The organism is Aeromonas sp. sif2416 (assembly GCF_019218665.1).
In the GTDB taxonomy this organism is placed as follows: Bacteria; Pseudomonadota; Gammaproteobacteria; order Enterobacterales; family Aeromonadaceae; genus Aeromonas; species Aeromonas encheleia.
On sequence record NZ_JAHUXC010000002.1, the window covers coordinates 111,298 to 136,404 of the forward strand.

27 protein-coding genes are annotated in these 25,107 nt (G+C 65.5%); 24 read left to right on the forward strand and 3 right to left on the reverse strand.

Annotated features, from left to right (window positions below):
- The first annotated feature begins 76 nt into the window (after positions 1 to 76).
- The 4 genes from KW821_RS03850 (at position 77) to KW821_RS03865 (ending at position 4,558) form a co-directional block, all read left to right on the forward strand.
- Positions 77 to 1,168 (forward strand): PfkB family carbohydrate kinase, encoded by a 1,092-nt coding sequence (locus KW821_RS03850; protein ID WP_218290503.1) that lies wholly within the window; start codon positions 77 to 79, stop codon positions 1,166 to 1,168.
- Positions 1,162 to 2,070 carry a pseudouridine-5'-phosphate glycosidase gene (locus KW821_RS03855; RefSeq protein ID WP_218290504.1) on the forward strand — a complete coding sequence of 303 codons (909 nt, stop codon included), beginning with the start codon at positions 1,162 to 1,164 and terminating at the stop codon, positions 2,068 to 2,070. Before KW821_RS03850 ends, KW821_RS03855 begins: the two co-directional genes overlap by 7 nt.
- Positions 2,071 to 2,589: 519 nt before the next feature.
- Positions 2,590 to 3,567 (forward strand): cytochrome-c peroxidase, encoded by a 978-nt coding sequence (locus tag KW821_RS03860; RefSeq protein ID WP_218290505.1) that lies wholly within the window; start codon positions 2,590 to 2,592, stop codon positions 3,565 to 3,567.
- Positions 3,568 to 3,808: 241 nt separating this feature from the next.
- Entirely contained in the window at positions 3,809 to 4,558 is a 750-nt protein-coding gene (locus tag KW821_RS03865) for a DNA/RNA non-specific endonuclease (protein ID WP_218290506.1), read from the forward strand.
- 43 nt (positions 4,559 to 4,601) lie between these two features.
- Here the strand turns inward: KW821_RS03865 and KW821_RS03870 are convergent, their stop codons facing one another.
- A complete protein-coding gene (locus KW821_RS03870) occupies positions 4,602 to 4,817 on the reverse strand; it encodes a hypothetical protein (RefSeq protein WP_042651718.1) in 216 nt (71 codons plus the stop codon).
- Positions 4,818 to 4,863: 46 nt separating this feature from the next.
- Positions 4,864 to 5,946, reverse strand: coding sequence for a methyltransferase (locus KW821_RS03875; RefSeq protein WP_218290507.1), 1,083 nt, complete (start codon positions 5,944 to 5,946; stop codon positions 4,864 to 4,866).
- Positions 5,947 to 6,280: 334 nt separating this feature from the next.
- Between KW821_RS03875 and KW821_RS03880 the strand changes: the two genes are divergently transcribed.
- From KW821_RS03880 to KW821_RS03960, 17 genes are all read left to right on the forward strand, one after another.
- Positions 6,281 to 6,994 carry a beta-ketoacyl synthase chain length factor gene (locus KW821_RS03880; RefSeq protein WP_218290508.1) on the forward strand — a complete coding sequence of 238 codons (714 nt, stop codon included), beginning with the start codon at positions 6,281 to 6,283 and terminating at the stop codon, positions 6,992 to 6,994.
- Entirely contained in the window at positions 6,979 to 7,737 is a 759-nt protein-coding gene (locus tag KW821_RS03885; RefSeq protein ID WP_042651721.1) for a 1-acyl-sn-glycerol-3-phosphate acyltransferase, read from the forward strand. Before KW821_RS03880 ends, KW821_RS03885 begins: the two co-directional genes overlap by 16 nt.
- Before the next feature lie 17 nt (positions 7,738 to 7,754).
- Positions 7,755 to 8,036, forward strand: coding sequence for a phosphopantetheine-binding protein (locus KW821_RS03890; RefSeq protein ID WP_042651722.1), 282 nt, complete (start codon positions 7,755 to 7,757; stop codon positions 8,034 to 8,036).
- Positions 8,036 to 8,284: an acyl carrier protein gene (locus KW821_RS03895; protein WP_218290509.1), complete on the forward strand. Its 249-nt coding sequence runs from the start codon at positions 8,036 to 8,038 to the stop codon at positions 8,282 to 8,284. The genes KW821_RS03890 and KW821_RS03895 overlap by 1 nt, the downstream gene beginning before the upstream one ends.
- Positions 8,285 to 8,472: 188 nt before the next feature.
- Positions 8,473 to 9,039, forward strand: coding sequence for a hypothetical protein (locus tag KW821_RS03900; RefSeq protein ID WP_218290812.1), 567 nt, complete (start codon positions 8,473 to 8,475; stop codon positions 9,037 to 9,039).
- A complete protein-coding gene (locus KW821_RS03905) occupies positions 9,036 to 10,829 on the forward strand; it encodes an AMP-binding protein (RefSeq protein ID WP_218290510.1) in 1,794 nt (597 codons plus the stop codon). The genes KW821_RS03900 and KW821_RS03905 overlap by 4 nt, the downstream gene beginning before the upstream one ends.
- On the forward strand, positions 10,826 to 12,607 hold the full coding sequence (locus KW821_RS03910) for a glycosyltransferase (RefSeq protein ID WP_218290813.1): 1,782 nt from the start codon (positions 10,826 to 10,828) through the stop codon (positions 12,605 to 12,607). The genes KW821_RS03905 and KW821_RS03910 overlap by 4 nt, the downstream gene beginning before the upstream one ends.
- Complete coding sequence (gene hutH, locus KW821_RS03915; RefSeq protein ID WP_218290511.1) at positions 12,597 to 14,186, forward strand: histidine ammonia-lyase; 1,590 nt, start codon at positions 12,597 to 12,599, stop codon at positions 14,184 to 14,186. Before KW821_RS03910 ends, hutH begins: the two co-directional genes overlap by 11 nt.
- Positions 14,176 to 14,301, forward strand: a complete 126-nt coding sequence (locus KW821_RS21655; protein ID WP_256353315.1) for a hypothetical protein — start codon at positions 14,176 to 14,178, stop codon at positions 14,299 to 14,301. The genes hutH and KW821_RS21655 overlap by 11 nt, the downstream gene beginning before the upstream one ends.
- The gene (locus KW821_RS03920) at positions 14,291 to 14,716 is read left to right on the forward strand and encodes a thioesterase family protein (RefSeq protein ID WP_218290512.1); all 426 of its coding nucleotides are present in this window, start codon (positions 14,291 to 14,293) and stop codon (positions 14,714 to 14,716) included. Before KW821_RS21655 ends, KW821_RS03920 begins: the two co-directional genes overlap by 11 nt.
- Positions 14,717 to 14,727: 11 nt before the next feature.
- Positions 14,728 to 15,339: an outer membrane lipoprotein carrier protein LolA gene (locus KW821_RS03925; RefSeq protein WP_218290513.1), complete on the forward strand. Its 612-nt coding sequence runs from the start codon at positions 14,728 to 14,730 to the stop codon at positions 15,337 to 15,339.
- Between the two features lie 46 nt (positions 15,340 to 15,385).
- Complete coding sequence (locus tag KW821_RS03930; RefSeq protein ID WP_218290814.1) at positions 15,386 to 17,686, forward strand: MMPL family transporter; 2,301 nt, start codon at positions 15,386 to 15,388, stop codon at positions 17,684 to 17,686.
- A gap of 40 nt (positions 17,687 to 17,726) precedes the next feature.
- Positions 17,727 to 18,296, forward strand: coding sequence for a DUF3261 domain-containing protein (locus tag KW821_RS03935; RefSeq protein WP_256353316.1), 570 nt, complete (start codon positions 17,727 to 17,729; stop codon positions 18,294 to 18,296).
- Positions 18,293 to 19,540, forward strand: a complete 1,248-nt coding sequence (locus KW821_RS03940; protein ID WP_218290514.1) for a beta-ketoacyl-[acyl-carrier-protein] synthase family protein — start codon at positions 18,293 to 18,295, stop codon at positions 19,538 to 19,540. Before KW821_RS03935 ends, KW821_RS03940 begins: the two co-directional genes overlap by 4 nt.
- Positions 19,533 to 19,988 (forward strand): hotdog family protein, encoded by a 456-nt coding sequence (locus KW821_RS03945; protein WP_218290515.1) that lies wholly within the window; start codon positions 19,533 to 19,535, stop codon positions 19,986 to 19,988. The genes KW821_RS03940 and KW821_RS03945 overlap by 8 nt, the downstream gene beginning before the upstream one ends.
- A 62-nt stretch (positions 19,989 to 20,050) precedes the next feature.
- Positions 20,051 to 20,776, forward strand: a complete 726-nt coding sequence (locus tag KW821_RS03950; RefSeq protein ID WP_218290516.1) for a 3-ketoacyl-ACP reductase FabG2 — start codon at positions 20,051 to 20,053, stop codon at positions 20,774 to 20,776.
- Positions 20,777 to 20,935: 159 nt separating this feature from the next.
- The gene (locus KW821_RS03960) at positions 20,936 to 22,162 is read left to right on the forward strand and encodes a beta-ketoacyl-ACP synthase (protein WP_042651760.1); all 1,227 of its coding nucleotides are present in this window, start codon (positions 20,936 to 20,938) and stop codon (positions 22,160 to 22,162) included.
- A gap of 71 nt (positions 22,163 to 22,233) precedes the next feature.
- Here KW821_RS03960 and mog read toward each other — a convergent pair whose 3' ends face one another.
- Positions 22,234 to 22,764 (reverse strand): molybdopterin adenylyltransferase, encoded by a 531-nt coding sequence (gene mog / locus KW821_RS03965; RefSeq protein ID WP_042651731.1) that lies wholly within the window; start codon positions 22,762 to 22,764, stop codon positions 22,234 to 22,236.
- Between the two features lie 405 nt (positions 22,765 to 23,169).
- On the opposite strand from mog, the gene KW821_RS03970 reads away from it, so the two are divergent.
- From KW821_RS03970 to KW821_RS03980, 3 genes are all read left to right on the forward strand, one after another.
- Entirely contained in the window at positions 23,170 to 23,508 is a 339-nt protein-coding gene (locus KW821_RS03970) for a DUF3135 domain-containing protein (RefSeq protein ID WP_218290517.1), read from the forward strand.
- Positions 23,509 to 23,727: 219 nt separating this feature from the next.
- A complete protein-coding gene (locus KW821_RS03975; RefSeq protein WP_042644225.1) occupies positions 23,728 to 24,540 on the forward strand; it encodes a threonine/serine exporter family protein in 813 nt (270 codons plus the stop codon).
- Positions 24,541 to 24,634: 94 nt separating this feature from the next.
- Complete coding sequence (locus KW821_RS03980) at positions 24,635 to 25,102, forward strand: threonine/serine exporter family protein (protein ID WP_218290518.1); 468 nt, start codon at positions 24,635 to 24,637, stop codon at positions 25,100 to 25,102.
- The last annotated feature ends 5 nt before the right edge of the window (positions 25,103 to 25,107 follow it).

Here is a 25,107-nt window from a genome sequence, read left to right on the forward strand (position 1 = left end):
ATTTCTTGCACGAGAGGATGGCGGGAAAACGTTTTTCGGAAATAATGGACAAACGTTTGTAACTGGATGTTTGTCTATGACGGAACGTGAACAAGAGATCCTCGCCCTGCTGCGCCAGGATCCCATGATTGCCCAACAGGATCTGGCAGACAGGCTCGGCATCAGCCGCTCGGCGCTGGCGAGCCACATCTCCAGCCTGATGCGCCAGGGCTATGTGCAGGGGCGTGGCTATGTGCTGCGCGAGGGTCCCTACGCCGTGGTGATCGGCGGCGCCAACATGGATATCTGCGGCTGCAGCCACGACAACCTGCGCATCGGTGACTCCAACCCCGGCAAGGTCCGCACCTCGGCCGGCGGGGTGGGGCGCAACATCGCCGAGAACCTGGCGCGGCTCGGCACCGATACCCGGCTGCTGACCGCGGTGGGCAACGATCAGTACGGCCACCACCTGCTGGAGGTGAGCCAGCGGGCCGGCGTCGACGTGCGCCAGGTGCTGGTGCTGGAGGGTCAGGCGACCTCCTGTTACCTCAGCCTGCACGATGGCAGCGGCGAGATGAGCTGCGCCGTCAACGACATGGCGATCATCGACGAACTCACCCCGGCAAGGCTCAGCCAGCTCAGCGGCTTCCTCGGCGCGGCCCGGCTCTGGGTGCTCGACACCAACCTCGCCACCCACACCCTCGACTGGCTGTTCGAGCGCCAAGGGGAGCACATTATCTTCGTCGACACCGTCTCGGTGGCCAAGGTGGAGAAGATCCGCCCATGGCTGCACCGCATCCACACCCTCAAACCCAATCGCAGCGAGGCCGAGCAGCTGTGCGGCTTCCGCATCGCCGGCCCCGAGAGCTGGCCCATGGCGGCGGCCTGGTTCCATCGCGCCGGGGTGCAACGGCTGTTCCTGAGCCTCGGCGATCAGGGGATTTTCTATAGCGACGGGGAGTGCCAGGGCCATCTGCCCGTGCTCGGCAGCCCGGTCGTCAACGTGACCGGCGGCGGCGATGCCTTCATGGCAGGGCTGGCCCACGCCTGGTTACTGGAGGCTGACATGGCCGAGACCACCCGTTTCGCGCTCGGCTGCGCCGCCCTCACCGTCAATTGTTCCGATACCGTCTTTTCCGGCCTATCCAAGGCCGCCGTTGAACGCATGCTGGAGGAGTACCCATGTTGAACGCTTATCTCGATATCCAACCAGAAGTGGCCGCGGCCCTGGCCGCCGGCAAACCGGTAGTGGCGCTGGAGTCCACCATCATCTCCCACGGCATGCCCTATCCGCAGAACGTGGAGACGGCACGCCAGGTGGAGCAGGTGGTGCGCGATAACGGCGCCGTGCCAGCCACCATCGCCATCCTGGATGGCCGCCTCAAGGTGGGTCTGGATGCGGGGGCGCTGGAGGCGCTGGGTCGGGCCGGTCATGCCGCCACCAAGTGCAGCCGCCGGGACATCCCCTTCGTGCTGGCGAACAAGGGGTTGGGGGCGACGACCGTGGCCTCCACCATGATCATCGCCGCCATGGCCGGCATCCGGGTGTTCGCCACCGGCGGCATCGGCGGTGTGCATCGCGGCGCCCAGGAGACCTTCGACATCTCGGCGGATCTGCAGGAATTTGCCCAGACCCCGGTGGCCGTGGTCTGCGCCGGTGCCAAGTCGATACTCGACATAGGTCTGACCCTGGAGTACCTGGAGACCCAGGGGGTGCCGGTCATCGGCTACCAGACCGAGGAGCTGCCCGCCTTCTACACCCGCGAGAGCGGCTTCAAGGTGGATTACCGCCTCGATACCCCGGCGGCCATTGCCGAGGCGCTGCGCCTCAAGTGGGAGCTGGGGCTGGCCGGCGGCGCCGTGGTGACCAACCCGATCCCGACCGAGTTTGCCATGCCCAAGGCCGACATCGACGCCGCCATCGCGCAGGCGCTGCGCGAGGCGGACGGGCAGGGTGTCAAGGGCAAGGAGTCTACCCCCTTCCTGCTGGCGCGGGTGTGCGAGCTGACCGGCGGCAACTCCCTGGCGGCCAATATCCAGCTGGTGCTGAACAACGCCGCCCTGGGGGCGCGTATCGCCGCCAGTCTGTAAGGCGATGTCATGAACGAAAAGAGGGCCTTCTGGCCCTCTTTGCTATTGTGCGCCGCTATGCCTGGTGGAGGGCGGCAGCCAGCGGGTCTGGAGAAATAAATCAGGCCACCCGTCGCCTTTACCAGCGAATAACCTGCGAGGGATCACCCGAAATAGGGGCGAGGGTGGTCGGCGCCACCGAGGCATTATTGATAAGGTATTATCTCGAGCATTGAATAATGCATGTTAAATAAACCTAATTAATGTTCGATCATTACTGCATATTTAATAATCGCTTTATTCAATGACCCCAATCTAATTAATGGGCTGTCATTCAGGCTCTGTCTGTTGATAATTCATACATCAGAATTTGGCTGTTTTTACCTCGCAAGTCCCCGCCATCAGTCCGTCAAAAATATATCAATTCATTGTTTTTAATGTGGTTTTTATCCATCCCATTTGATCCTGAGCAAATAATACGCAGCCTTTCCCGGTCAGGCTGAGGCTGCGATTGTTCGCGGACTCAAGGGAGAGAGAAAAATGAATAAATATTGTCTGCTGCTGGTACTGGCCTTGCCCGGGATGGGGTGGGCCACCGAGCCGGTGCAACCGATCGAGGCCGTCAAGCCGGGCTCGCCGGAGAAAGTCGAGCTGGGCAAGATGCTGTTCTTCGAGCCGAGGCTGTCAAGGTCCAACGCCATCTCCTGCAACTCCTGCCACAACCTGGCGACCGGCGGAGTGGACAACCAGGTCAGCTCCCTCGGCCACCAGTGGAAGGAGGGGCCGATCAACTCGCCGACCGTGCTCAACTCCAGCCTCAACTTCGTGCAGTTCTGGGACGGCCGTGCCAAGGATCTGAAGGAGCAGGCGGCGGGCCCCATCGCCAACCCGCTGGAGATGGCCTTCACCCACAAGCTGGCGGTCGAGACCCTGCACACCCTGCCCGAATACCGCGCCCGCTTCGATGCGGTCTACGGCAAAGCGGACTTTGGCATCGACGAGGTGACCGATGCCATCGCCGCCTTCGAGGAGACCCTGATCACCCCCAATGCCCCCTTCGATCGCTGGCTGAAGGGGGATGACAAGGCGCTGACGGCGCGGCAGCTGAAGGGGTACCAGCTGTTCAAGGAGAAGGGCTGCACCGCCTGTCACAACGGGGTTGCCATCGGCGGCAACTCCTATCAGAAGATGGGGCTGGTCAAGCACTACCCGACCAGCAACCCGGCCCAGGGCCGCGGCGCCGTGACCGGCGAGCAGCAGCTCATCGGCTGGTTCAAGGTGCCGACCCTGCGCAACATAGCGCTGACCTACCCCTACTTCCACGATGGGGCGGTCTGGGATCTGAAGGAGGCGGTGCAGATCATGGCCGACATCCAGCTGGGTCAGCGTCTGAGCGAGCAGGAGGCCGACGACATGACCGACTTCCTCAAGAGCCTGACCGGGGATCAGCCGCAGATAGTGTTGCCCATACTGCCGCCGTCCCGAGCCGATACCCCGCGGCCTCAGGTCAAGAGCTGAGGGACATCACCAGAGCGGGGCCGGGCGCCCCGCTTTTTCATGGGTATATCCAATTGATTAAACGGGAAAAATGTCCCGTTCAGCACAATGACAGGGGGATGACAATCCCCCAGCTGTCCGCAGGTTTTTGGCCGAATTGCAGCCATCTTCACATTTACGACATGCTCGTAAACTAGCCGATTGCCTGACTCCTCCGACCTGGTGTCAAATCACTCCGCCTAACACAAGGAGTGGCATAATAATGAATAATATTAATAAGTTAGTTCTGGCTGTCGGATTTACTCTCAGCGCTTTCCCGACCCTGGCGGTGGGATTCCAGTGCAAGGATCACGTCACCCTGGGAGTCCCCAGTCAATCCAGTCAGCTGCTGTGCCGGGAAGGCTATGCCGCCGGCTACAACTACGACACCAAGGTCTCTGACTGGGTCTCTTATCGGATGACGGCGGCCAGCGCCCAGGGTCAGGTGCCGCGCAAGGATGCCTTCGCCGAAGACAAGGAGGTGCCGGTGCAGTTCCGCGCCACCCTGGCGGACTACAAGGGATCGGGTTATGACAGGGGTCATCAGGCGCCGGCGGCGGACATGCGCACCAGCGCCACCACCATGAAGCAGAGCTTCCTGCTGACCAACATGACGCCGCAGTTGCCGGCGCTCAATCAGGGGGCCTGGCGCATCCTGGAGGAGAAGACCCGCCAGTGGGCCATCGCCTATGAGGAGGTTCAGGTGATCACCGGTCCCATCTTCACCAACTCGGATGCCGCCATCGGCAACGGCGTGACCGTGCCCCATGCCTATTACCGGGTGGTGATGGACGTGGCCAATCGGGAGGCCATCGCCTTCATCCTGCCCCAGGAAAACGTGTCGGCCAGCCGGCTTGCGGACTACATAGTGACGGTGGATGCGGTGGAGGAGCAGACCGGGCTGGACCTCTTCGGCGAGCTGCCGGATGAGCCGGAGGAGGCCATGGAATCCCAGCTGATGGCGATGTGGTAATGGTCAGTCGCAGCTAACACAACAGGGGCCAAGGCCCCTGTTGTCATTTACTGATCTCATCGCCCACCTTCTTGACGGTATCCCGGGTGCCGTGACCGATCTCCCGGGTCACGTCCCGGGTGGTGTGGCCAATCTCGCGGGTCACATCGCGGGTGGTGTGCCCCACAGTCCGGCCCGCCTCCTTGATGTCGGCACAGCCGCCGGTCAGGGCGCCAAGGGCCAGGCAAAGTGCCAGCAGTGCCTTCCAGTTACGCATCATGCCGTACTCCTTCTCGTGTCATAGATGCTGCCATTCCGATGGGGCATTATGGCCAGCTGGGCAGCGGATGGGCAACCAGCAGGGTGTGGCCGGGCCCCGGGATCTCGTGCTCGGCCTCCACGTGGAAACCCGCCTCGCGCAAGCACTGGTACATCTGCTTGGAGTGGTAGAAGCGGCTGTCGCCGTTGGCGATGGCGGTGAAGTAGAGGGAGGTGGCGTTGAGACAGAAACTGGCGGCCTCGAAGCTCTGCCTATCCCAGAACAGCTCTAGGATGCAGACCCTGGCCCCTGGCTTCATGTGGCGGCGAATGCGTTTGAGGATGGCGACTATCTGCGGGTGGCTGAAGCAGTCGAGGAACTGGCTCATCCACCAGATGTCCGCCTCACCCGGCAGCGGCCCGTCGGCGTCGAGCATGTTGACGGCATGGCCGTCGACCCGCTCCGCCAGCCCGGCCTCTGCTATCCGGGGCTGGGCTAGGGCGAGCTGCTCCGGCAGATCCAGTATGGTGACGCTGAGTGCAGGATCCCGGGCCGCGCAGGAGAGGGCCCACTTGCCGGTGTTGCCACCCACGTCATAGAGCCGCCGCGGCCGGTAGCTCAGCACATGATCCTGAGCCTGGCGGAAGGCCCAGTCGGAATAGAAGTGATCGAAGGCAAACCAGCTGGCCCGCGCCGGCTCCGGCAGCTCATCGAGGTGGGGGTAGATGGTGGCCCAGTCGGGGTTGAACAGCTTGAGCCCCTCGGGCTTTCCCTCGCGAATGGCACTGAGCAGGTGGGCGAGGGGCTGATAGCAGACGTGCTGGGTGAAATCCATATTGACCCGGGTCATGGGGTCGTTCTGCAGGTACTTGCCGACCCTGCCGAGCACGTAGCGCTCGTCGGCCAGATGACAGAGCCCGCCGCCCAGCCCCATGTCCAGCAGCACCGAGACCGCATATTCGCTGAGCCCGCAGTGGCCGGCTATCTCGGCCGTGGTGGCGCCCGCCTTGCCGCACTGCTCCAGGTAGGCCAGCACGCCGGTCTCGCGCAGGCACCAGCTCGCCTGGAACAGCATGGGGGCGAAGGCGATGCGCTGGGCCTGACTGATGGCGTCGAGGGCATCATATTGCTCGCACTGATAATGTTTCACTGGGCGGCTCTCGTGGTGGGTGATGGGTGGTTGGGGCGAAACAGCCCGGCCTGGCTCGGGCCGCCATTGATGATTGTTCCGCGGTGCTGCTTCTTATTAACTGGAACAATAAGACATCATTATCTGGCGGCTTTCAATAAAAGGCGACTACAAACAAAGGGTTATATTTTATGCTGCCTACTCTTTCTGAAAAATAATGCTATGATGGCCGGCATCATCAATGGTGGTAATAGGTTGGCTATTCGCTCGGCATGGACTCGCTGTACCCTGTCGCCGGCTGAACCGCTTATTGCTCATGATCCCTAACGCCGCAACAGGACGGAGCGTCGCTATCATGCTCTCATTTTCACTCCTCGATGCACAGGCGCTCTCCCCCGGTCTGGACCAGACAGGCCAGTGGCGGCAGTGGGCCGAGCAGGGCCGCTGGCCCGCCGACGCCTCCATGCCGCCGACCCCGCTGCTGCCCATGATGATGGCCCGCCGCCTCAGCGCCGGCGCCCGGCTCGCGGTGCAGCTGGGGCTGGAGATGCTGGCTCGTCACCCCGTCGACAGCGTCATCTTCGTCAGTCGCCACGGCGAACTGGCCCGCTCCATGACGCTGTTGCAGGGGCTGGCGGCGGGCAAGCCCCTCTCCCCCACGGATTTCTCCATGTCGGTGCACAACACGGCGGCCGGGATCTGCTCCATTCAGGGCAAGGCGGCGCTGCCCATGAGCTCGCTCGCCGCGGGGGAGGGCAGCCTGATGGCGGGGCTGACCGAGGCGGTCGCCACTCTGAGCGTCAACAACGGTCGTGTGCTGCTGGTGGCCTTCGAGGGCGAGATCCCGGCCTTCCATCGGCGCTGGCTGCCGGCAACCCCGCCCTATGCGGTCGCGCTGGTGCTGGCGGACGAGCCGGGTGGGGAGCGCTGGCGTTGCGACAGCCGGCGGGCCGAGACCCGGCCTCCCGCATTGACCCAGCCTCTGGCATTCTGGCGCGCGCACCTGTTGCAACAAGCCGGCTGCCTGCTCGGGGATGGGCGCCAGGAGTGGTCATGGCGGCGCGACTGAACCGGCTCTGGCGGCTGGCGGGCACCGCCCTCGGCTTCACCCTGTTTGGGCTGGGCGGTCTGTTGCTCAGCCTCTGCTGGTTCCCGCTATTGGCGATCTGCCTGCGGGGGGAGCGGCGCCGCACCCTGGCCCAGGCCAGCATCAAGCAGAGTTTCCGGCTGTTTATGGGGCTGCTCAGGGGGCTGGGGGTGCTCGACTACAGGGTGAGTGGCCTGCCGGACTCCCTGCGCGGCGTGCTGGTGGTGGCCAACCACCCCAGCCTGCTGGACTATGTGATGCTGGCCGCCGAGCTGCCGGCCTGTGACTGCATCGTCAAGCAGGCTTTGTGGCATAATCCCTTTCTCGGTGGCGTGGTGCGTGCCGCCGGCTACATTCCCAATGTGGAGGCCGAGCAGCTGCTGCCGCGCTGCATCGAGCGGGTACGCCAGGGGGGGCTGCTGCTGGTGTTCCCTGAAGGCACTCGCACTACCCCGGGCCAGCCGATCCGGCTGCAGCGGGGCGCCGCCCAGCTCGCGCTGCGTGGCCAGCTGCCACTGCAGCCCGTGCGGATCCAGTGCAGCGAGCGCTTCCTCACCAAGCAGGACAAGTGGTACCGGACCCCGGCCAACAAGCCCTGCTTCACCCTGGAGTTTCTGCCGCAGATCCATGCCGCAGAGGTGGTCGACGGCTCGCAGCACGGCGCCCTGGCCGCCCGCCAGTTAACCCGGTTTCTTACCCGGGTCCTGCAACCCGGGACCCCATGACAGCCTATGGAAGAGCAATGCAAGACCTGCAACAAGAGATAAAACGACTCATCATCGACAGCCTCAACCTGGAAGGGCTGAGCCCGGACGACATCGACAGCCAGGCGCCGCTGTTTGGCGACGGTCTGGGTCTGGACTCCATCGATGCGCTGGAGCTGGGGCTCGCCATCAAGGGGCGTTACGGCATAGTGCTCTCCGCCGATGACGAGAACACCCGTCGCCACTTTGCCAGCGTCGATGCCCTGGCGGCGCTGATCCAGGCGCAGGCCGGATCCCGTCCCCTCGTGGAGAAACCGTGATGAACAGAGACGACATCTTTGCCCAGGTGAAGGCCACCCTGATCGACTTGTTCGAAGTGGACGAGGCCGCGGTCACCCCTGATGCCCAGCTCTATCAGGATCTGGAGCTCGACAGCATAGACGCCATCGATCTGTTGGTGCACCTGCAGAAGCTGACCGGCAAGAAGATCAAGCCGGAGGAGTTCAAGTCGGTGCGCAGCGTCGGCGACGTGGTCGATGCGGTCCAGCGCCTGATGGATGAGGCCTGAGCCGGCGATGAGACCCAAGCCGCACGGAGCACGGCCATGAGGCGTCAGCTCTCCCGTCTGAGTCGGCCATGATGCTGCTCTCCCTCCTGAGTCGGGGGCGGCCGTCATGATCCGGCTGCTCTCCCTGCTGAGTCGGGGGCGGCCGTCATGATCCAGCTGCTCTCCCTCCTGAGTCGGGGGTGGCCATCATGATCCGGCTGCTCTCCTTACTGGCGGGCGGCCTGCTGCTGCTCTATCCCCTCGCCGTGTACTGGGGGCTGACCCATTGGGGCGGCTCCGCCCTGCTCGTCATCCTGCTGGTGACCTTCGCCCTGCGGCTGCTGCCCGGGGTTGCCCCGGTGCGCGAGTGGCTGCTGCTCGGTCGCCTGCTCGCCTGTGTCGGCCTGCTGCTGACGGGGCTCAGCGCCCTCTTCTCGGCCCAGCACTGGCTGCTCTACTACCCCCTCGTCGTCTCCCTGGCGCTGTTCGGCCTGTTTGGCTGGAGCCTGAACCAGCCCATGACGCTGGTGGAGCGGCTCGCCCGCCTGACCGATCCCGACCTGCCCCCGGCCGGGGTGCGCTACACCCGCACCGTGACCCGGGTCTGGTGCGGTTTCTTCGTGCTCAATGGCACGCTAGCCGCCGCCACCATCTGGCACGGGGATCTCGCCCTCTGGAGCCTCTACAACGGCCTGGTCAGCTATCTGCTGATGGGCTTGTTGATGGGGGCCGAGTATCTGGTGCGCCTGCGGGTCAAGCGGAGCTTTGCCTCATGAGGGGGCCAGCGAACCTGCTCGCCGCCATCTGGGGGCGGGGGGACGAGGAGCCGGTGGCGTTCGGCCCCCAGGGGGATTGCCGCTTCGGCACCCTGCGCCTTGACAGCGAGGCGCTGGCCAGCCGATTGGCGAGCCTGCCCGCCCGGCGCTGGGCGCTCTGTTTCGACGACAGCCTGCTGTTTGCCCAGGCGCTGCTGGCCTGCGCCCTGACGGGGCGCGAGGTGGTGCTGCCCGGGCACCAGCGACCGGCCGCCCTGGCCGAGCTGCAGGATCACTTCGATGGGGTGCTGACCGATAGCCAGCCGCTGGGGGAGGGGATCGCGAGCCCCTGGCTGCGGCTGCCGCTGTCCGGTGTGACCGTCTCTGAGGGCGCGCAGCCCTCTCGCTGGCCGGCCCCCACATCCCTGCAATTGACCCTGTTTACCTCGGGCTCCACCGGCGCCCCCAAGGCGATCCCCAAGGCCTGGCACCAGCTCGAGGCCGAGCTGCGGGTCTTGAGCGAACTCTGGGGTGAGCGGCTCGGCGGCGCCCGCCTGCTGGCGAGCGTCAGCCATCAGCACATCTACGGCCTGCTGTTTCGCATCCTGCTGCCCCTGGTGCTGAGGGTGCCCTTCGCCCGCACCCTGACCCTCTATCCGGAGCAACTGCTTGATCGGCCGGGCAAGTGGGGGCTGATCGCCTCCCCAGCCTTCCTCAGCCGGCTCGATCCCGGCCTCGGGGCGAGGGGCTGCTGCCTCATCGTCTCCTCCGGCGGCCCCCTGGCCCCGGCGGATGCAGCCAAGGCCCGCGAGCTGCTCGGCCAGTTGCCGGTGGAGATCTTCGGCAGCAGCGAGACCGGCGGCATCGCCTGGCGCCAGAGTCCGGTGCCGGACACCCCCTGGCGGCCCATGCCGGGTGTCCGGGTCGCGCTGGCGGACGAGGATGGCCTGCTGCTGCACTCCCCCTTCCTGCCCGATGACGCGCCGCTGCTCTGCGCCGATCGCATCCGGCTGACCGACAGCGGTTTTCATCTGCTGGGGCGAGGGGATCGGCTGGTGAAGATCGAGGAGAAACGCATCTCCCTCGATGAGGTCGAGAGCCGGCTCATGGTGCTGCCCTGGGTGGCGGCGGCGGCCGTGCTGCCGCTGACGGTAGGGAGCCGGCAGCTGCTCGGCGCCGTGCTGGTGTTGACGCCAGAGGGCCAGGCCCGGTGGCAGGCGCTGGGACCAGGCCGCTTCCTCATCGCCCTGCGCGAGCGGCTCAGACCCTGGCTCGAGCCGGTGGCGCTGCCGCGCCGGGTGCGCATCCAGCCGGCGCTGCCCCTCAACAGCCAGGGCAAGCGGCCCTGGGCCGAGCTGAAGGCGCTGTTTGACGAGGCGCCAGCTGATGTACAAAACACGGACTCGCCACAGGCTGATGTGCAACATAAGGACAAGATGGATCGACAGGGATCCGTCCCCATGCAGAGAAGCGGGCTACCCACCCTGCTCGAGCAGCGCTGGCTGGACGGCACCCTGGTGCTGCGCCTGCGGCTGGAGCCGGACTTGCCCTGGTTTGTCGGCCATTTTCCCGGCGCCCCCCTGCTGCCCGGGGTGACCCAGGTGCACTGGGCCATGCACTATGGCCGCGCGCTGCTCGGCCTGACCGGCGCCTTCGGCGGCATGAGCCAGCTCAAATTTCAGCGCCCCTTGCGCCCGGATCAGGAGTGCGAGCTGCACCTGAGCTGGCAGGTCGAGCGGGAGCAACTGCTGTTCAGCTACCGGCTCGGGGATGAGCATGCCAGCAGCGGTCGGGTGCGGCTATGTCCCTGAATCCCTGCCTCCTCATTCCCTGCTACAACCATGCGGCCCCCCTGGCCGGGGTGCTGGCCAGGCTGAAACCCCTGGGGCTGCCCTGCCTGCTGATCGACGATGGCAGCGAGCCCGTCGCGGCGGCGGCCCTCGATGCCCTGGCAAAGGAGCATGGGGATTGGCTCAGCCTGCTGCGCCATCCCGAAAATCTCGGCAAGGGGGCCGCCGTGATGACCGGGCTCAGGGCCGCACTGGCACGCGGCTTCAGCCATGGGGTGCAGATAGACGCGGACGGCCAGCACGAGCTGTCCGACGTGCCTCGCCTGCTCGCGGAGGCGGCGGCTCACCCGGCTGCCCTGGTGTCGGGTCGCCCCCTCTATGACGACTCTGTGCCCAAGGGGCGCCTCTATGGCCGCTATGTCACCCATGTCTGGGTCTGGATAGAGACCCTCTCCTTCGCCATCGAAGACAGCATGTGTGGCTTCCGGGTCTACCCCTTGGCGGCGAGCTGCGCCCTGTTTGACGAGGTGCGCCTCGGCCGGCGCATGGATTTCGACACCGAGGTGATGGTGCGCCTCCATTGGCGCGGGGTGCCGGTGCGCTTCGTGCCGACCCGGGTCATCTATCCTCAGGACGGCAGCTCCCACTTCCGGCTCTGGCGAGACAACCTGGCCATCTCCTGGATGCACACCCGGTTGGTGTGCCGCCTGCTCTGGGATCTGCTGTTGAAGGTACTGAGCTGGCCGGTCCGGCTCTGGCAACAGGGCAAGCGTTATTGGTCGGACTCCCCAGACAGGGAGGGCTCCCGCCCCCCTGGAATGGACGGTTCTCATACCGGTGTAAAAGGCTGGCTGGCCTGGGGCAAGCGCCACTGGTCACGCACCCCCGAGCGGGGCTCCTGGCTCGGCATGCAGATCATGCTGGCCAGCTATCGGCTGCTCGGTCGGGGCGGCTTCAAGGCGCTGCTCTACCCCGTCATCGGCTACTTCTGGCTGACCGGGCGCCGCCAGCGGGCGGCCTCGGAGCAGTATCTGGCCCGGCTCGAGGCGTTTGCGGCGGCCAATGACATTCCACTGCCCGCGGGACCGAGATCCAGCTTTCGCCACTTCCTGCGCTTTGGTGAGGCGGCGCTGGACAAGCTGGCGGGCTGGCGCGGCGACATCCCCCCGGATCAGGTCGAGCTGGTGGGGCGCGAGCATTATGAGGCGGCGCTCGCCTCGGGCCGCGGCCTGCTGCTGCTCGGCTCCCACCTCGGGGATCTCGAGCTGTGCCGGGCGCTCGGTACCCGGGACGGCCAGGTGCGCATCAATGCCCTGGTGTTCACCCGCCACGCGGCGCGTTTCAACGCCCTGCTCAAGCAGATCAACCCGGGCGCCAGCCTCAATCTCATCCAGGTGCAGGAGATGGGGGCCGATACCGCCATCCTGCTCAAGGAGAAGATAGAGGCGGGGGAGTGGGTGGTGATCGTCGGGGATCGCACCTCGGTGACGCGGGAGAAGCGGGTAGTCTGGGCCGATTTTCTCGGCCAGCCGGCCCCCTTTCCCCTCGGCCCCTTCGCCCTGGCCAGCGTCTTGGCCTGCCCCGTCTACCTGATGTTCGGCCTCAAGGAGCAGGGGCGTTTTCGCGTCCATTTCGAGCCCTTCGCCGAGCGCCTGCTGCTGCCCCGTGCACAGCGGGAGGCGGCCCTGCGCCACTGGGTGCAGGCCTATGCCGACCGCCTGCAGCACCACTGCCTGCAGGCGCCGCTGGACTGGTTCAACTTCTTCGACTTCTGGCAGCTGACTCATGATGAACCCTGATACTCCCCCCTCCCAGCAGGCCGATGAGGCCCTGGTCACCTTTGGCGCAGGCCGGCTCACCATAGAGCAGGTGGTGGCCCTGGCCGAGGGGCATGCCAAGCCGGTGCTCAACCCGGATCCCGCCTTTATGGCCCGCATCCAGCGCGGCGCCGACTTTCTCGACCGGCTGCTGGCGGAGGAGGGGGTCATCTACGGGGTGACCACCGGCTATGGCGACTCCGTGACCCGGGCCGTGCCGCCGGCCCTGGTGGCCGAGCTGCCCCTGCACCTGACCCGCTTCCATGGCTGCGGCCTGGGGGAGGATCTCGATGTGACGGCCGGGCGCGCCGTGCTGGCGACCCGGCTCTGCTCCCTGGCCCAGGGGGTCTCCGGGGTCAGCCCGGCCCTGCTGGAGCGGCTCTGCTGGCTGCTGGAGCAGGATCTGATCCCGCGCATCCCCGAGGAGGGGTCGGTCGGCGCCAGCGGCGATCTCACCCCGCTCTCCTACGTGGCCGCCGTGCTGGTGGGGGAGCGCGAGCTCTATCGGGACGGGCGGCTGGCGAGCACCGCGGAGGTCTATCAGGCCCTGGGTGTCAGCCCCCTGACGTTGAGACCCAAGGAGGGGCTGGCGCTGATGAACGGCACCTCTGTGATGACGGCGCTCGCCTGCCTGGCCTACGTCCGCACCGACTACCTGATGCGGCTGGCGACCCGGATCACCGCCCTGGTCAGCGTCGCCATGGCTGGCAATGCCTTCCACTTCGACGAGCGGCTGTTCGCCGCCAAGCCGCACCCCGGCATGCAGGGCATCGCCGCCTGGCTGCGCGCCGATCTGCAGGGCGGTGAGTTGCCGCGCCACAGCGACCGGCTGCAGGACAGATATTCCCTGCGCTGCGCGCCCCACGTCATCGGCGTGGTGGCCGACAGCCTGCCCTGGTGGCGCCAGCTCATCGAGAACGAGCTCAACAGCGCCAACGACAACCCGCTCATCGATGGTGAGGGCGAGCATGTGATGCATGGCGGCCACTTCTATGGTGGCCACATCGCCATGGCCATGGACAGCATGAAGACGGCGGTGGCGAACCTGGCGGATCTGCTCGATCGCCAGCTGGCGCAGCTGGTGGACACCAAGTTCAACGGCGGCCTGCCGAGCAACCTCTCCGGCGCCAGCGGCGAGCGGCGCATGATCAACCACGGCTTCAAGGCGGTGCAGATCGGGGTCTCCGCCTGGACCGCCGAGGCGCTCAAGCTGACCATGCCCGCCAGCGTCTTCTCCCGCTCCACCGAGTGCCACAACCAGGACAAGGTGAGCATGGGCACCATAGCGGCGCGGGACGCCCTGCGGGTGCTGACCCTCTGCGAGCAAGTCGGCTCCGCCTGCCTGCTGGCGGCGGTGCAGGGGGTCGAGCTGCGCCTTGGCGTGCAGCAACGCAGCCTGGAGGAATTGAGCCAGCCGTTGCAAGGGATGGTGCTGGCGGTGCGCGTCCATCACCCGGCGCTGGTGGAGGACAGGGCGCTGGAGCAGGAGCTCAGGGCGCTGATCGCCCGACTGCAAGCCCGCTATTATCCGCTTTATGGAGATGAGCCCCATGCAAAATGAACCCTGGATGCTAAGCCACAGCATCGACATCGACATCGAAATCCCGTTCCACGACATCGACATGATGGCTGCGGATGTCTGGCACGACCCGATGGAGAACCTGTATGCAGCATGAACCCTGGATGCTGAGTCACAGTATCGAAATCGAGATCCCGTTTCATGACATCGACATGATGGCGGTGGCCTGGCATGGCCACTACGTGCGCTACATCGAGCTGGCCCGCTGCGCCCTGCTCGAGCGGATCGACTACAACTACCCCCAGATGGCGGCCTCCGGCTACCACTGGCCCGTGATCGACCTGCGGCTCAAGTACATGGCGCCGCTGCGCTTTGGCCAGAGGGTGCGGGTCGAGGCCAGATTCAGCGAGTACCAGAACCGGCTCAAGATCGAGTACCAGCTGTTCGATGCCATCAGCGGGGTGCGCACCAGCAAGGGCTACAGCATCCAGGTGGCGGTGAACCAGGAGAGCGGCGAGATGTGCCTCGCCTCGCCCAGGGTGCTGCTCGACAAGCTGGGAGTGAGTGAATGAGGCGGCTCTTGATGAAGGGAATGCGCGGCTGGCTCTGTGCCTGTCTGTGGCTGATGTTGCCGGGGGTGGTGCAGGCTGCCTCCATGACCCAGGCCGAGGTGCGCGAGCTGCTGAGTGCGCAGCCGGCCCAGCGAGCTCGCTTCGAGCAGGAGAAGCAGGTGGCCGGGCTGGCCCAGCCCCTGAAAGCCAGCGGCGAGCTGTTGCTGGCGCGCGGCCAGGGGCTCTGGTGGCATCAGTTGCAGCCCTTTGAACTGGCGCTGAGTCTGACTGCCCAGCGCATGCGTCAGCAGGTTGGCCAGGGCCAGGCCGAGGTGATCGACAATCCCCAACTGCTCGAATTCAGCGGCATGCTGCTGGCCCTGTTCGGTTCGGATGAGCAGGCGCTGACCCGCTATTTTGCCCTCGACTTCCAGTCCACCGAGCAGAGCTGGACCCTGGTGCTGACGCCGCTGGCGGCGCCACTGAACAAGGTATTTGCCAGTCTGACGTTAGGCGGTGGCAAGCAGCTGGATCGGCTCGTGATCGCCGATCGCCAGGGGGATGAGACCCGCATACGCTTCTCTCACTGGCAGGCGGTGAGTCTCCCCCTCTCTGCCGAGGAGCAGGCCCATTTTGTCCCCTGAAAACCCTGGCGACGCCGCATCCTCTCCCACACGGCCATCCCTCGCCTTGGGCTGGAGCGAGCCGACCTGGCGCCGGCTCTCCTGCCTCTGGCTGCTGCTCAGCCTGTTGGCGCTGGCGCTGCTCGGCTGGCAGCTCTCTCACAGCCGCATCAATACCAGCCTGATGGATCTCCTGCCCCACGAGGAGAGATCCACACTGGATCCGGCCCTGCGCGGTGGCCTGCTGCGCCAGCTCGACAAACAGCTGGTCTGGATGCTGAGCCTGCCGGCGGGGCAGGATGGTCGCGTCGCGGCAGAGGAGTGGGCAACGGCCCTGAGCGCCTTGCCCGAGCTCAGCGCGGTGCGCGGTGCCCAGCCGGAGCTGGCCCCCGCCTGGCAAGGCTTCATCTATGACTATGCCTGGCAGCGCCTCGATGAGGGCAGCCGGGCCAGGCTGGCCGCAGGGCCCGAGGCCTGGAGCCAGTGGGTGCTCGGCCAGATCTACAGCCCCTTCGGTGGCGTCTCCCGCCCCGAGTGGCAAGCCGATCCCCTGCTGCTGACCCGCGCCGGCGTGCAGGGTCAGGCGGCCACGGCCCTGCGCCTCGATCAGGGCTGGCTGCTGAGCCGGGACGAGGCGGGGCGGCAGTGGTTTCTGCTGCGAGCCGAGCTGGACCTCTCGGCCTTCGATCTCTCTCGCAATAGCGAGCTGCTGAACCGCCTCAACGCGGCGGAGCAGAGCCTCAAGACCCAGTATCCCGGGCTGGAGCTGCTGCGCCGTGGCACCCTCTTCTACAGCCAGCATGCCAGTGACCTGGCTCAGGAGGATATCTCCACCATAGGGCTCGGCTCCACGTTCGGGGTCTTGCTGCTGATGTGGTTGGCGTTCCGCTCGGGTCGTGCGCTCTGGATCTCCCTGCTGCCCATCGCCATCGGCCTCGCCTGGGGGGTGTTGGCCGTGCTGCTGTGGTTTGGCGAGGTGCACCTGTTCACCCTGGTGATCAGCTCCAGCCTGGTCGGCGTCATCGATTACGGGATCCATTTCCTGACCGAGCGGCGCCTGCACGGGGACCAGGAGAGCCCCCACCAGACTCGCGCCCGCTTGCTGCCAAGCCTCTCGATGGCGCTGTTCGCCACCCTGGTAGGCTATGGCCTGCTCTGGCTCGCTCCCTTCCCCGGCTTGCAGCAGATGGCGCTGTGTGCCCTGGTGGGGCTGACGGCCTCGTTTATTACCGTGCTCTGCCTGTTCCCGCTCTGGCTCGGTGACTTGCCCCAGCGGGAAGCGCGCATCCTGGTGCCGATGGCGCTCTGGCTCAAGTGGTGGCGCGAGATCCGTGCCTTGCGCTGGGGCGTCCCACTGCTCTGCCTGATCCTGATAGGGGTGGGATTGAACCGGCTGGAGGTCGATGACGACATAGCCCGGCTGCAGCCGCTGCCCACCGAGCTGCAGGCACAGGAGCGGCAGATCCAGCACCTCACCGGCCAGCAGGGGGGCATGACGGGCTTCCTGGTGACGGCGGCGGATGGCGAGACCGCCTTGCAGCGGCTCGAAGCCATGAGTCATAAGCTGGCTCAGGCCAGGGCGCAGGGTCAGCTGGCAGGTTTCGTTTCGCTGGCGCAGTGGCTGCCGTCCCAGGCGCAGCAGCGGGCGGATCATGCCGCCCTCACTCGGCTGTTGCCCGAGGTGGTGGCGCGGCTCAATCAGGCCGGCGTGCCGGTCGAGGCCAAGCCGAGATCCTGGCATCCCCTGACTCCCGAGCACTGGCTGGCCAGCCCGGTCAGCGAGGGCAGTCGACTGCTCTGGCATGGGTTGCCAGATGGTCGGGTGGCGCTCTGGCTGCCGGTGAACGGGGTGACGGAGGTTGCCGCCGTGGCAAAGCTGGCGCAGGGGCAGGAGGGGGTCTTCTGGCAGGATCCGCGCAACCAGTGGAGTGAGCTGTTTGCCCACTACCGCATCAAGCTGACCGAGCTGCTGCTGGTGGCCATCGCCCTGGTGGGCCTGCTGCTCTGGGTCCGGTTTGGCTGGCGCAAGAGCGTGCGGATCCTGCTGATCAGCGGATTTTCGCTGGGGGCCGGTCTGGCCCTGCTCGCCGCCTGTGGCCAGCCGCTCACCCTGTTCGGGGTGCTGGCCATGAGCCTCATCTTTGGCATCGGCATCGACTACAGCCTCTTCTTCGCCTACAGCGGCGGGGATCCCCTGCGCCAACGCTCGACCATGTTCGCCATCTTGCTGGCGAACCTGACCACCCAGCTGTCGTTCGGCCTGCTGGCGCTGAGCCACACCTCGGCCATCGCCGGCTTCGGTCTGGTGCTCAGCGGCGGTATCTTTACCGCATTCCTGTTCTCACCACTGGTACTGGAGAGGCGATGACCCCATGACCACCAGCCACCACAGCTCTTCGGGAGCCATGATGAAGTTGTTCTTGTCCCTGTTGTTCGCCACCTTGCTGAGCGCCTGCGCCAGTCAGCCCGTGCCCGATAATCGAGCCTTCCTGAGCCCGGACACCAGCCTGCTGCTGCCGGCCCCGCTGCGGGCTCAGCCGCTCTATCGCCAGCAACTGCTCAGCGCCCACAGCAAGGGCGGCCAGCATCAGCTGCTGACCGTGCTGGAGGCCGACGGCCACCGGCTCACCCTGGTGGGGCTGACCCCCAGCGGGATCCGGCTGTTTCGGCTGAGCTATGACGGCGAGCGGATCCAAACCGAGCAGCTCTCCAGCCTGCTGGGAGGGGCGGCCCTGCCCCCGGTGGCCCAGGTGCTGGCCGACGTGATGCTGAGCTACTGGCCCATCGCCGCCTGGCAGCCACAGCTGCCCAAGGGCTGGCGACTCGAGGACGAAGGCATGGTGCGCCGTCTGACCGATCCCGATGGCAAACTGGTGAGCGAGATCCACTACCGGCAGATCGCCGGCGAGCGCGAGCCGGTGCGGCTGATCCAGCACGCCTTCGATTACCAGCTGCAGATGGAGAAATTGGCGCCATGAGCCCGAATCGGAAGGATCGCCCGCCGGTTGCCCCCTGCTACATCCGGGACTACGGCCTGATCTGCGCCCTGGGGGAGGGCAAGGCGGCGGTGTCTGCTGCCCTGGCCCGCTGGCAGGGGCAGGGCATCAGCCCACTGGATGCGGAGTCGCAGGCCCTGAGCGATGGCCGGCTCACCCCGGTCGGCCGGGTGAGCGCGGCGCTGCCCCCAGTGCCCGCGGCGCTCTCGGCCTACGACTCGCGCAACAATCGGTTGCTGCTGGCGGCCCTTACCCAGATCCGGCCAGGGTTCGATGAGCTCAAAGCCCGGCTGGGGGCGGATCGCATCGCCATCGTGCTGGGCACCAGCACCTCTGGGATCGCCGAGGCCGAGGTGGCGGTCGCCGCCGCACAAGCTGGTCAGCCGCTGCCGGCCGGGTTTGACTATTGCCAGCAGGAGCTGGGCTCACCGAGTGAATTTCTGGCGCGCCATCTGGCCCTGACCGGCCCGGCCTACACCCTTTCCACCGCCTGCTCCTCGAGCGCCCGCGCCTTCATCAGCGGCCAGCGCCTGCTGGCGGCCGGGCTGGCGGATGCGGTCATCGTCGGCGGCGTCGACAGCCTGTGCGGCCTGACCCTCAACGGCTTCGACAGCCTGGAGTCCCTCAGCCTGGCGCGCTGCCGCCCCTTCGCCGCCGAGCGGTGTGGCATCAACATCGGGGAGGGGGCCGCCCTCTTCCTGCTGAGCCGGGAGCGTGCCGGACTCGCCCTGCTCGGCACGGGCGAGTCGTCCGATGCCTGGCATATCTCGGCGCCCCATCCTGAGGGGCTGGGGGCCGAGGCCGCCATGCGCATGGCGCTGCTCCAGGGGGGCATCGAGGCCAAAGCGCTCGACTACATCAACCTGCACGGCACCGCGACCAAGCTCAACGACGAGATGGAGAGCAAGGCGCTGGCCCGGCTGTTTGGCGCGGGCGAGACGGCGCCCTGCAGCTCCAGCAAGATGCTGACCGGCCACACTCTTGGGGCGGCCGGCGCCATCGAGGCGGCGCTCTGCTGCCTGCTGATGGAGCAGGCACTGCCGCCGCCCCCGCAGGGGGAGGCACAGGATCCGGCCTTGGCCCCCATCCGGCTGGTGCGGGCAGGGGAGGCGGGCAGACCGCTGGCCCGGGTGCTGTCGAACTCCTTCGCCTTCGGTGGCAATAACGTCAGCCTGCTGTTGGGGCGTATCATCTCGGGGAAGGAAGGAGAACCGCCCCATGAATGAGATAGCCATCGCCGAGCTGCTGCCCCATCAGGCGCCCATGCTGCTGCTGGATCGGCTGCTCGAATACCGGGGGCAGCGGGTGCGCTGCGAGACCCGAGTCGGTGCGCGCCACGGCCTGCTGCTCGATGAACAGGGCAACCTGCCCGCCTGGGTCGGCCTGGAGCTGATGGCCCAGACCATAGCCGCCTGGGCGGGGATGCGGGGGCGTGAGCGGGGCGAGCCGGTGCGCATCGGCATGCTGCTCGGCAGCCGCCAGTATCGCTGCCAGGTGCCGGCGTTCGCGGCCGGGGAGCTGCTGGTGATCGAGGCCGAGTGCCTGCTGGAAGATGGCGGCATGGCCAGTTTTGAGTGCCGGATCCTGTGGGGAGACGAGCCCTGCGCCGAGGCGCGCCTCAGCACCTACCTGCCCGGCGATGCCGAGCTGGCCGAGTTGCTGGCACAGCCTTAGGTCCCGGCCAAAGCGCTGGGCGAAGAGACCGATTATCTGAATCTGTTAGAGAAGGATCGAATATGAGTTCCACCGTATTGGTGACGGGCGCCAGCAAGGGCATAGGCCGCGCCATCGCCCTGAAGCTGGCCGCCGATGGCTTTCACATAGTGGTGCACTATCACGGCGACAGCGCCGGCGCCGAGGCGACCCTGGCCGCCATAGTGGCGGCGGGAGGAGAGGGGCGGCTGATCCAGTTCGACATCTCGGATCGGGCGCAGTGCCGCAGCCGGCTCGAGTCCGACATCGAGGCCCATGGCGCTTACTACGGCGTGGTCAGCAACGCCGGGGTGATCCGCGATGGCGCCTTCCCGGCCCTGACCGACGAGGACTGGGATGGGGTGCTGCACACCAACCTGGACGGTTTCTACAACCTGCTCAAGCCCTGCATCATGCCGATGATAGGGCTGCGGCGGGGGGGCCGCATCGTCACCCTGTCATCGGTGTCCGGCATCATGGGCAATCGCGGCCAGGTCAACTACAGCGCCGCCAAGGCGGGCATCATAGGGGCCAGCAAGGCCCTGGCGCTGGAGCTGGCCAAGCGCAAGATCACGGTCAACTGCGTGGCCCCCGGCCTCATCGATACCGGCATGGTCAATGCCGAGGTGGAGGCCGAGGCCATGAAGATGATCCCCCTCAAACGCATGGGCCAGGCCGAGGAGGTGGCGGGGTTGGTCTCCTACCTGATGTCTGATATCGCCGCCTATGTGACCCGCCAGGTCATTTCTATTAATGGAGGCATGGCATGAAGGGTATGAAGCGAATGGGACTGGTCTCCTACCCGCAGTCAAATTCAGACATCGCCGGCTATGTCACCCGCCAGGTGATCTCGATCAACGGGGGCATGGTATGAGCGGGGATGTGAGACTATGGGGCCAAATTGAGCAGGCAGAGTGGAGCAGAGCAGCATGAAGCGTGTCGTAGTCACCGGCATGGCCGGGGTGACCGCCTTCGGTAACGATTGGCAGAGCGTGGGGCCCCGCCTGCGGCAGGAGCACAACGCCGTGCGCCAGATGCCGGAGTGGGATGTCTATGAGGGGCTCAATACCCGACTGGCGGCGCCCATCCTGGATTTCGCGCTGCCGGCCCATTACCCGCGCAAGAAGACCCGGGCCATGGGGCGGGTCTCGGAGCTCGCGACCGTGGCGACCGAGCTGGCCCTGACCCGGGCCGGGCTCATCGATCATCCGGTCCTGACCGGCGGTCGCACCGGCATCGCCTACGGCTCCTCCATCGGCAGCACCGGGCCCATCAGCGACTTTGGGGCCATGCTCAACGACAAGACCACCGCCAGCATCACGGCCACCACCTATGTGCAGATGATGCCCCACACGGCGGCGGTCAATACCGGCCTCTTCTTCGGCCTGCGCGGCCGGGTGATCCCCACTTCCAGTGCCTGCACCTCCGGCAGCCAGGGCATAGGCTACGCCTACGAGTCCATCAAGCACGGCTATCAGGATCTGATGGTGGCCGGGGGCGCCGAGGAGCTCTGCCCCTCGGAGGCGGTGGTATTCGACACCCTGTTCGCCACCAGCCTGATGAATGACAGCCCGGCGCTGAGCCCGCGGCCCTTCGATCGGGACCGCGATGGCCTGGTGATCGGGGAGGGGGCGGGCAGCCTGATCCTGGAGGAGCTGGAGCATGCCCTAGCGCGGGGGGCCCCCATCTTCGCCGAGCTGGTGGGCTTTGCCACCAACTGCGACGCGGCCCATGTCACCCAGCCCCAGCAGGAGACGATGCAGCTCTGCATGGCACTGGCGCTGGCCGATGCCGGCCTGCAGGCCGGGGACATCGGCTACATCAGCGCCCATGGCACGGCCACCGAGCGGGGCGACATCGCCGAGAGCCACGCCACCTCGGCCCTGTTCGGGGACAAGACCCCGATCTCCTCCCTCAAGAGCTACTTAGGCCACACCCTGGGGGCCTGCGGCGCCATCGAGGCCTGGCTCTCCCTCGAGATGATGGCCGAGGGCTGGTTTGCCCCCACCCTCAACCTGAACGAGCCGGATCCCGCCTGCGCCCCGCTGGATCATATCCGCAGCGGCGGCCGGGAGCTGAAGGTGGACTATCTGATGTCCAACAACTTCGCCTTTGGCGGCATCAATACCTCCCTCATCTTCAAGCGCTGGCCCTAGCCGCCGGCCAACAGGCTGGAAATAAAAAGAGGCGCCCAGGGGCGCCTCTTTTTATGGGTGATGAGCAGAGCTCATTTCTTGGGACGAAATGGCTTGATGACGCTCTCGTCGCACTCGAGATAGGGGCCGTCCATCAGATCGATGCAGTAAGGAATGGCGGGGAAGACAGCGTCCAGACACTCGCGGATCGACTTGGGTTTGCCCGGCAGGTTGACGATGAGTGAGCCGCCGCGCAGGCCGGCGGTCTGGCGGGAGAGGATGGCGGTGGGCACGAACTTGAGGGACTCGGCCCGCATCAGCTCGCCAAAGCCCGGCATCATGCGATCGCACACCGCCTCTGTGGCCTCCGGGGTGACATCCCGCTTGGCCGGCCCGGTGCCGCCTGTGGTGACGATGAGGCAGCACTGCTCCTCATCCGCGAGTGCAATCAGGGTGGCCTCAATCTGATCCTGCTCATCCGGGATGAGCCGATAGACGGGCTCCCACTCAGAGGTCAGGTAGCTGCCCAGGGTGTCTATGATGGCCTTGCCGGACAGGTCTTCGTAGATGCCCGCGCTGGCGCGATCGCTGACGGTGACGATACCGATTCTTGCCTTGCTCATGCTCTGCCCTTGCTCATTCGAAAAAGTGGTAAATAAAATAACATAATCAGATAGATATGTTAAATCAGCGGGGCGGGTATAGGGAGGGTCGCCAGAATGGAGAGCCGAACGAAAAACCGATCCGCCGCCACCGATGAATAGGGAATAAGGGCGGGTATATAAACATGTAAAATTTATAAAAAAACTGACGCAGGCCAGATACCGATAATTACATGAATCATAAAGAATAAATGTTCAGCCTCGCCAACATATCGCCCCACTGATAGGGAAATGGACTCCTGTGGCACGGGGCAGGCCGAACCAGAATCGCCGTCATCTTATATAACCATCCTTACGGACAGTGAAATTATGTGCTGAGCGTAGTCGTGGAAGTGTCACACATGAGGCTTCTGGCCAGGAGGGCATATGGAGCTGCCTGATTTCGATACTCTGAAACACTGGGCCCTCGACGAGCCGGAGCGGCTCGATGAGTTGCTGCACCAGCAAATCGATGCCCTGATCGCGCAGGTCGGGCCGGATCGGCAACGGCGGCTGCGGGGCCTGCAATTTCGCATCGATTGCCAGCGGCGTCTGGCCCGGAATAATCTGGATAGCTGCATCCGGATCGCCAACATGATGCACGACTCTTTCTATGCCATGCGCCGTCATATGAGCCAGCTGCAGGAGGAGTCATCGGCACGGGAGGAGGAGCGGCCGCCGCTGAATAATGTGATTCAACTGTCGGATCATAGGCGCAATAAATAAGGTATTGGCACCCGGCTCTCTTTATTCCCCCGCATATTCTTGCAGGCAAACCACCCGATGTTAATTAGTTGGGTGGTTTGTTTGTTATTTGCTGCCAAGCGGTGCTGGGCACCGGATAAATAACATCTGGGCTGGCTAAATCATCAGATATGGGTGAAGGACTATACCGTTTGGGGTAGTATCTCGGCACATTTCATCTTGCTACGACTCTAAGGGATTATGAGAAGTATCACGCCAAGAAGGGTGCTGTCACCGGAACAACAGACAGAGATCACCCGGATCATCGTCAAGGTTGGCCAGCTGCTGGCTCAACATGGGGCCGAGGGGCGCATCATAGAGCAGACCACGGTCCGGCTCGGGTTGGCACTTGGGTTGGAGAGCGTCGAGATGGCGATCTCCGCCAGCGCCATAGTGCTGACCAGCCTCTATCAGGGCAACTGCGTCACCACCACCCGCCGGGTGCGGGATCAGGGTATCAACATGCAGGTGGTGTGCGAGGTTCAGCGCCTCTGCATACTGGCGGAGAAGGAGCTTGTCGGGGTGCGGGAGGTACGCCAGCGGCTCGATGGCATAGTGCCATTCCACTATCACCCCTGGCTGGTGGTGCCCATGGTGGGGCTCTCCTGTGGGGCCTTCAGCCTGCTGTTCGGTGGCGACTGGCCCATCTTCCTGGTGACCTTCGTCGCCTCTGCGGTGGCGATGCGGGTGCGTCAGCTGATGGCCCGCCATCACCACAGCCCGCTCATCAACTTCGCCGTGACCGGGTTTGTCGCCACCCTGATCGCCTCCAGCGCCACCTACTTCCAGTGGGGAGACCAGCCCTATCTCACCATGGCGGCCAGCGTGCTGTTGCTGGTGCCGGGCTTCCCGCTCATCAACGCCGTGTCCGACATGGTGAAGGGCTACTTCAATCTGGGGCTGGCCCGTTGGGGCACGGCGACCCTGCTCACCGTCAGCGCCGTCATCGGCATAGTGCTGGCCATGTCGGTCACCGGGATCTGGGGCTGGAAGCTGTGGTGGGACTCGATATGAGGCGAAATGAAAGGGCCTGCGGGCCAGGGCCATCCCCCCTAGGTGCAGCGCTTATCCGCCGCCCGCGGCCGTCGGTCCGGCTGGGGGTTGCGCCATGATGGATCTGCTCCTGTTGCTGGCCAGGGATGCGTTCTGGTCGGCCATCCCGGCGGTGGGCTTCGCCATGCTGTTCAACGTGCCGCCGCGCATGCTGAAGTATTGCGCCATGGGCGGTGCCCTGGCCCACAGCCTGCGTACCCTGCTGATCCATCATGGCATGCCCATCGAGTGGGCCACCCTGGCGGCGTCCACCACGGTCGGCTTTGTCTGCGTCTACTGGTCGCAGCGTCTGCTGGCCCCCCGGCCGGTGTTCAGCGTCGCCTCCATCATCCCCATGATCCCCGGCAGCTATGCGTTCAAGACCATGATCGCCGTGGTGGAGCTCAACATCTCGGGGGTGACCACCGAGCTCATCCATCATGCGGTGACCAATGGCCTCAAGGTGTTGTTTATCGTGGGGGCGCTCAGTTTCGGTTTGGCGATCCCCTCCCTGGTCGTGTACCGTAACCGGCCCATTGTCTGAGACAG

What these genes read in the sequence shown, in the direction of transcription:
- KW821_RS03850 (WP_218290503.1), top strand. Translation starts at nt 77, where the DNA reads ATGACGGAACGTGAACAAGAGATCCTCGCCCTGCTGCGCCAGGATCCC.
- KW821_RS03855 (WP_218290504.1), top strand. Translation starts at nt 1,162, where the DNA reads ATGTTGAACGCTTATCTCGATATCCAACCAGAAGTGGCCGCGGCCCTG.
- KW821_RS03860 (WP_218290505.1), top strand. Translation starts at nt 2,590, where the DNA reads ATGAATAAATATTGTCTGCTGCTGGTACTGGCCTTGCCCGGGATGGGG.
- KW821_RS03865 (WP_218290506.1), top strand. Translation starts at nt 3,809, where the DNA reads ATGAATAATATTAATAAGTTAGTTCTGGCTGTCGGATTTACTCTCAGC.
- KW821_RS03870 (WP_042651718.1), bottom strand. Translation starts at nt 4,817, where the DNA reads ATGATGCGTAACTGGAAGGCACTGCTGGCACTTTGCCTGGCCCTTGGC.
- KW821_RS03880 (WP_218290508.1), top strand. Translation starts at nt 6,281, where the DNA reads ATGCTCTCATTTTCACTCCTCGATGCACAGGCGCTCTCCCCCGGTCTG.
- KW821_RS03885 (WP_042651721.1), top strand. Translation starts at nt 6,979, where the DNA reads ATGGCGGCGCGACTGAACCGGCTCTGGCGGCTGGCGGGCACCGCCCTC.
- KW821_RS03890 (WP_042651722.1), top strand. Translation starts at nt 7,755, where the DNA reads ATGCAAGACCTGCAACAAGAGATAAAACGACTCATCATCGACAGCCTC.
- KW821_RS03895 (WP_218290509.1), top strand. Translation starts at nt 8,036, where the DNA reads ATGAACAGAGACGACATCTTTGCCCAGGTGAAGGCCACCCTGATCGAC.
- KW821_RS03900 (WP_218290812.1), top strand. Translation starts at nt 8,473, where the DNA reads ATGATCCGGCTGCTCTCCTTACTGGCGGGCGGCCTGCTGCTGCTCTAT.
- KW821_RS03905 (WP_218290510.1), top strand. Translation starts at nt 9,036, where the DNA reads ATGAGGGGGCCAGCGAACCTGCTCGCCGCCATCTGGGGGCGGGGGGAC.
- hutH (WP_218290511.1), top strand. Translation starts at nt 12,597, where the DNA reads ATGAACCCTGATACTCCCCCCTCCCAGCAGGCCGATGAGGCCCTGGTC.
- KW821_RS21655 (WP_256353315.1), top strand. Translation starts at nt 14,176, where the DNA reads ATGCAAAATGAACCCTGGATGCTAAGCCACAGCATCGACATCGACATC.
- KW821_RS03920 (WP_218290512.1), top strand. Translation starts at nt 14,291, where the DNA reads ATGCAGCATGAACCCTGGATGCTGAGTCACAGTATCGAAATCGAGATC.
- KW821_RS03925 (WP_218290513.1), top strand. Translation starts at nt 14,728, where the DNA reads ATGAAGGGAATGCGCGGCTGGCTCTGTGCCTGTCTGTGGCTGATGTTG.
- KW821_RS03935 (WP_256353316.1), top strand. Translation starts at nt 17,727, where the DNA reads ATGAAGTTGTTCTTGTCCCTGTTGTTCGCCACCTTGCTGAGCGCCTGC.
- KW821_RS03940 (WP_218290514.1), top strand. Translation starts at nt 18,293, where the DNA reads ATGAGCCCGAATCGGAAGGATCGCCCGCCGGTTGCCCCCTGCTACATC.
- KW821_RS03945 (WP_218290515.1), top strand. Translation starts at nt 19,533, where the DNA reads ATGAATGAGATAGCCATCGCCGAGCTGCTGCCCCATCAGGCGCCCATG.
- KW821_RS03950 (WP_218290516.1), top strand. Translation starts at nt 20,051, where the DNA reads ATGAGTTCCACCGTATTGGTGACGGGCGCCAGCAAGGGCATAGGCCGC.
- KW821_RS03960 (WP_042651760.1), top strand. Translation starts at nt 20,936, where the DNA reads ATGAAGCGTGTCGTAGTCACCGGCATGGCCGGGGTGACCGCCTTCGGT.
- mog (WP_042651731.1), bottom strand. Translation starts at nt 22,764, where the DNA reads ATGAGCAAGGCAAGAATCGGTATCGTCACCGTCAGCGATCGCGCCAGC.
- KW821_RS03970 (WP_218290517.1), top strand. Translation starts at nt 23,170, where the DNA reads ATGGAGCTGCCTGATTTCGATACTCTGAAACACTGGGCCCTCGACGAG.
- KW821_RS03975 (WP_042644225.1), top strand. Translation starts at nt 23,728, where the DNA reads ATGAGAAGTATCACGCCAAGAAGGGTGCTGTCACCGGAACAACAGACA.
- KW821_RS03980 (WP_218290518.1), top strand. Translation starts at nt 24,635, where the DNA reads ATGATGGATCTGCTCCTGTTGCTGGCCAGGGATGCGTTCTGGTCGGCC.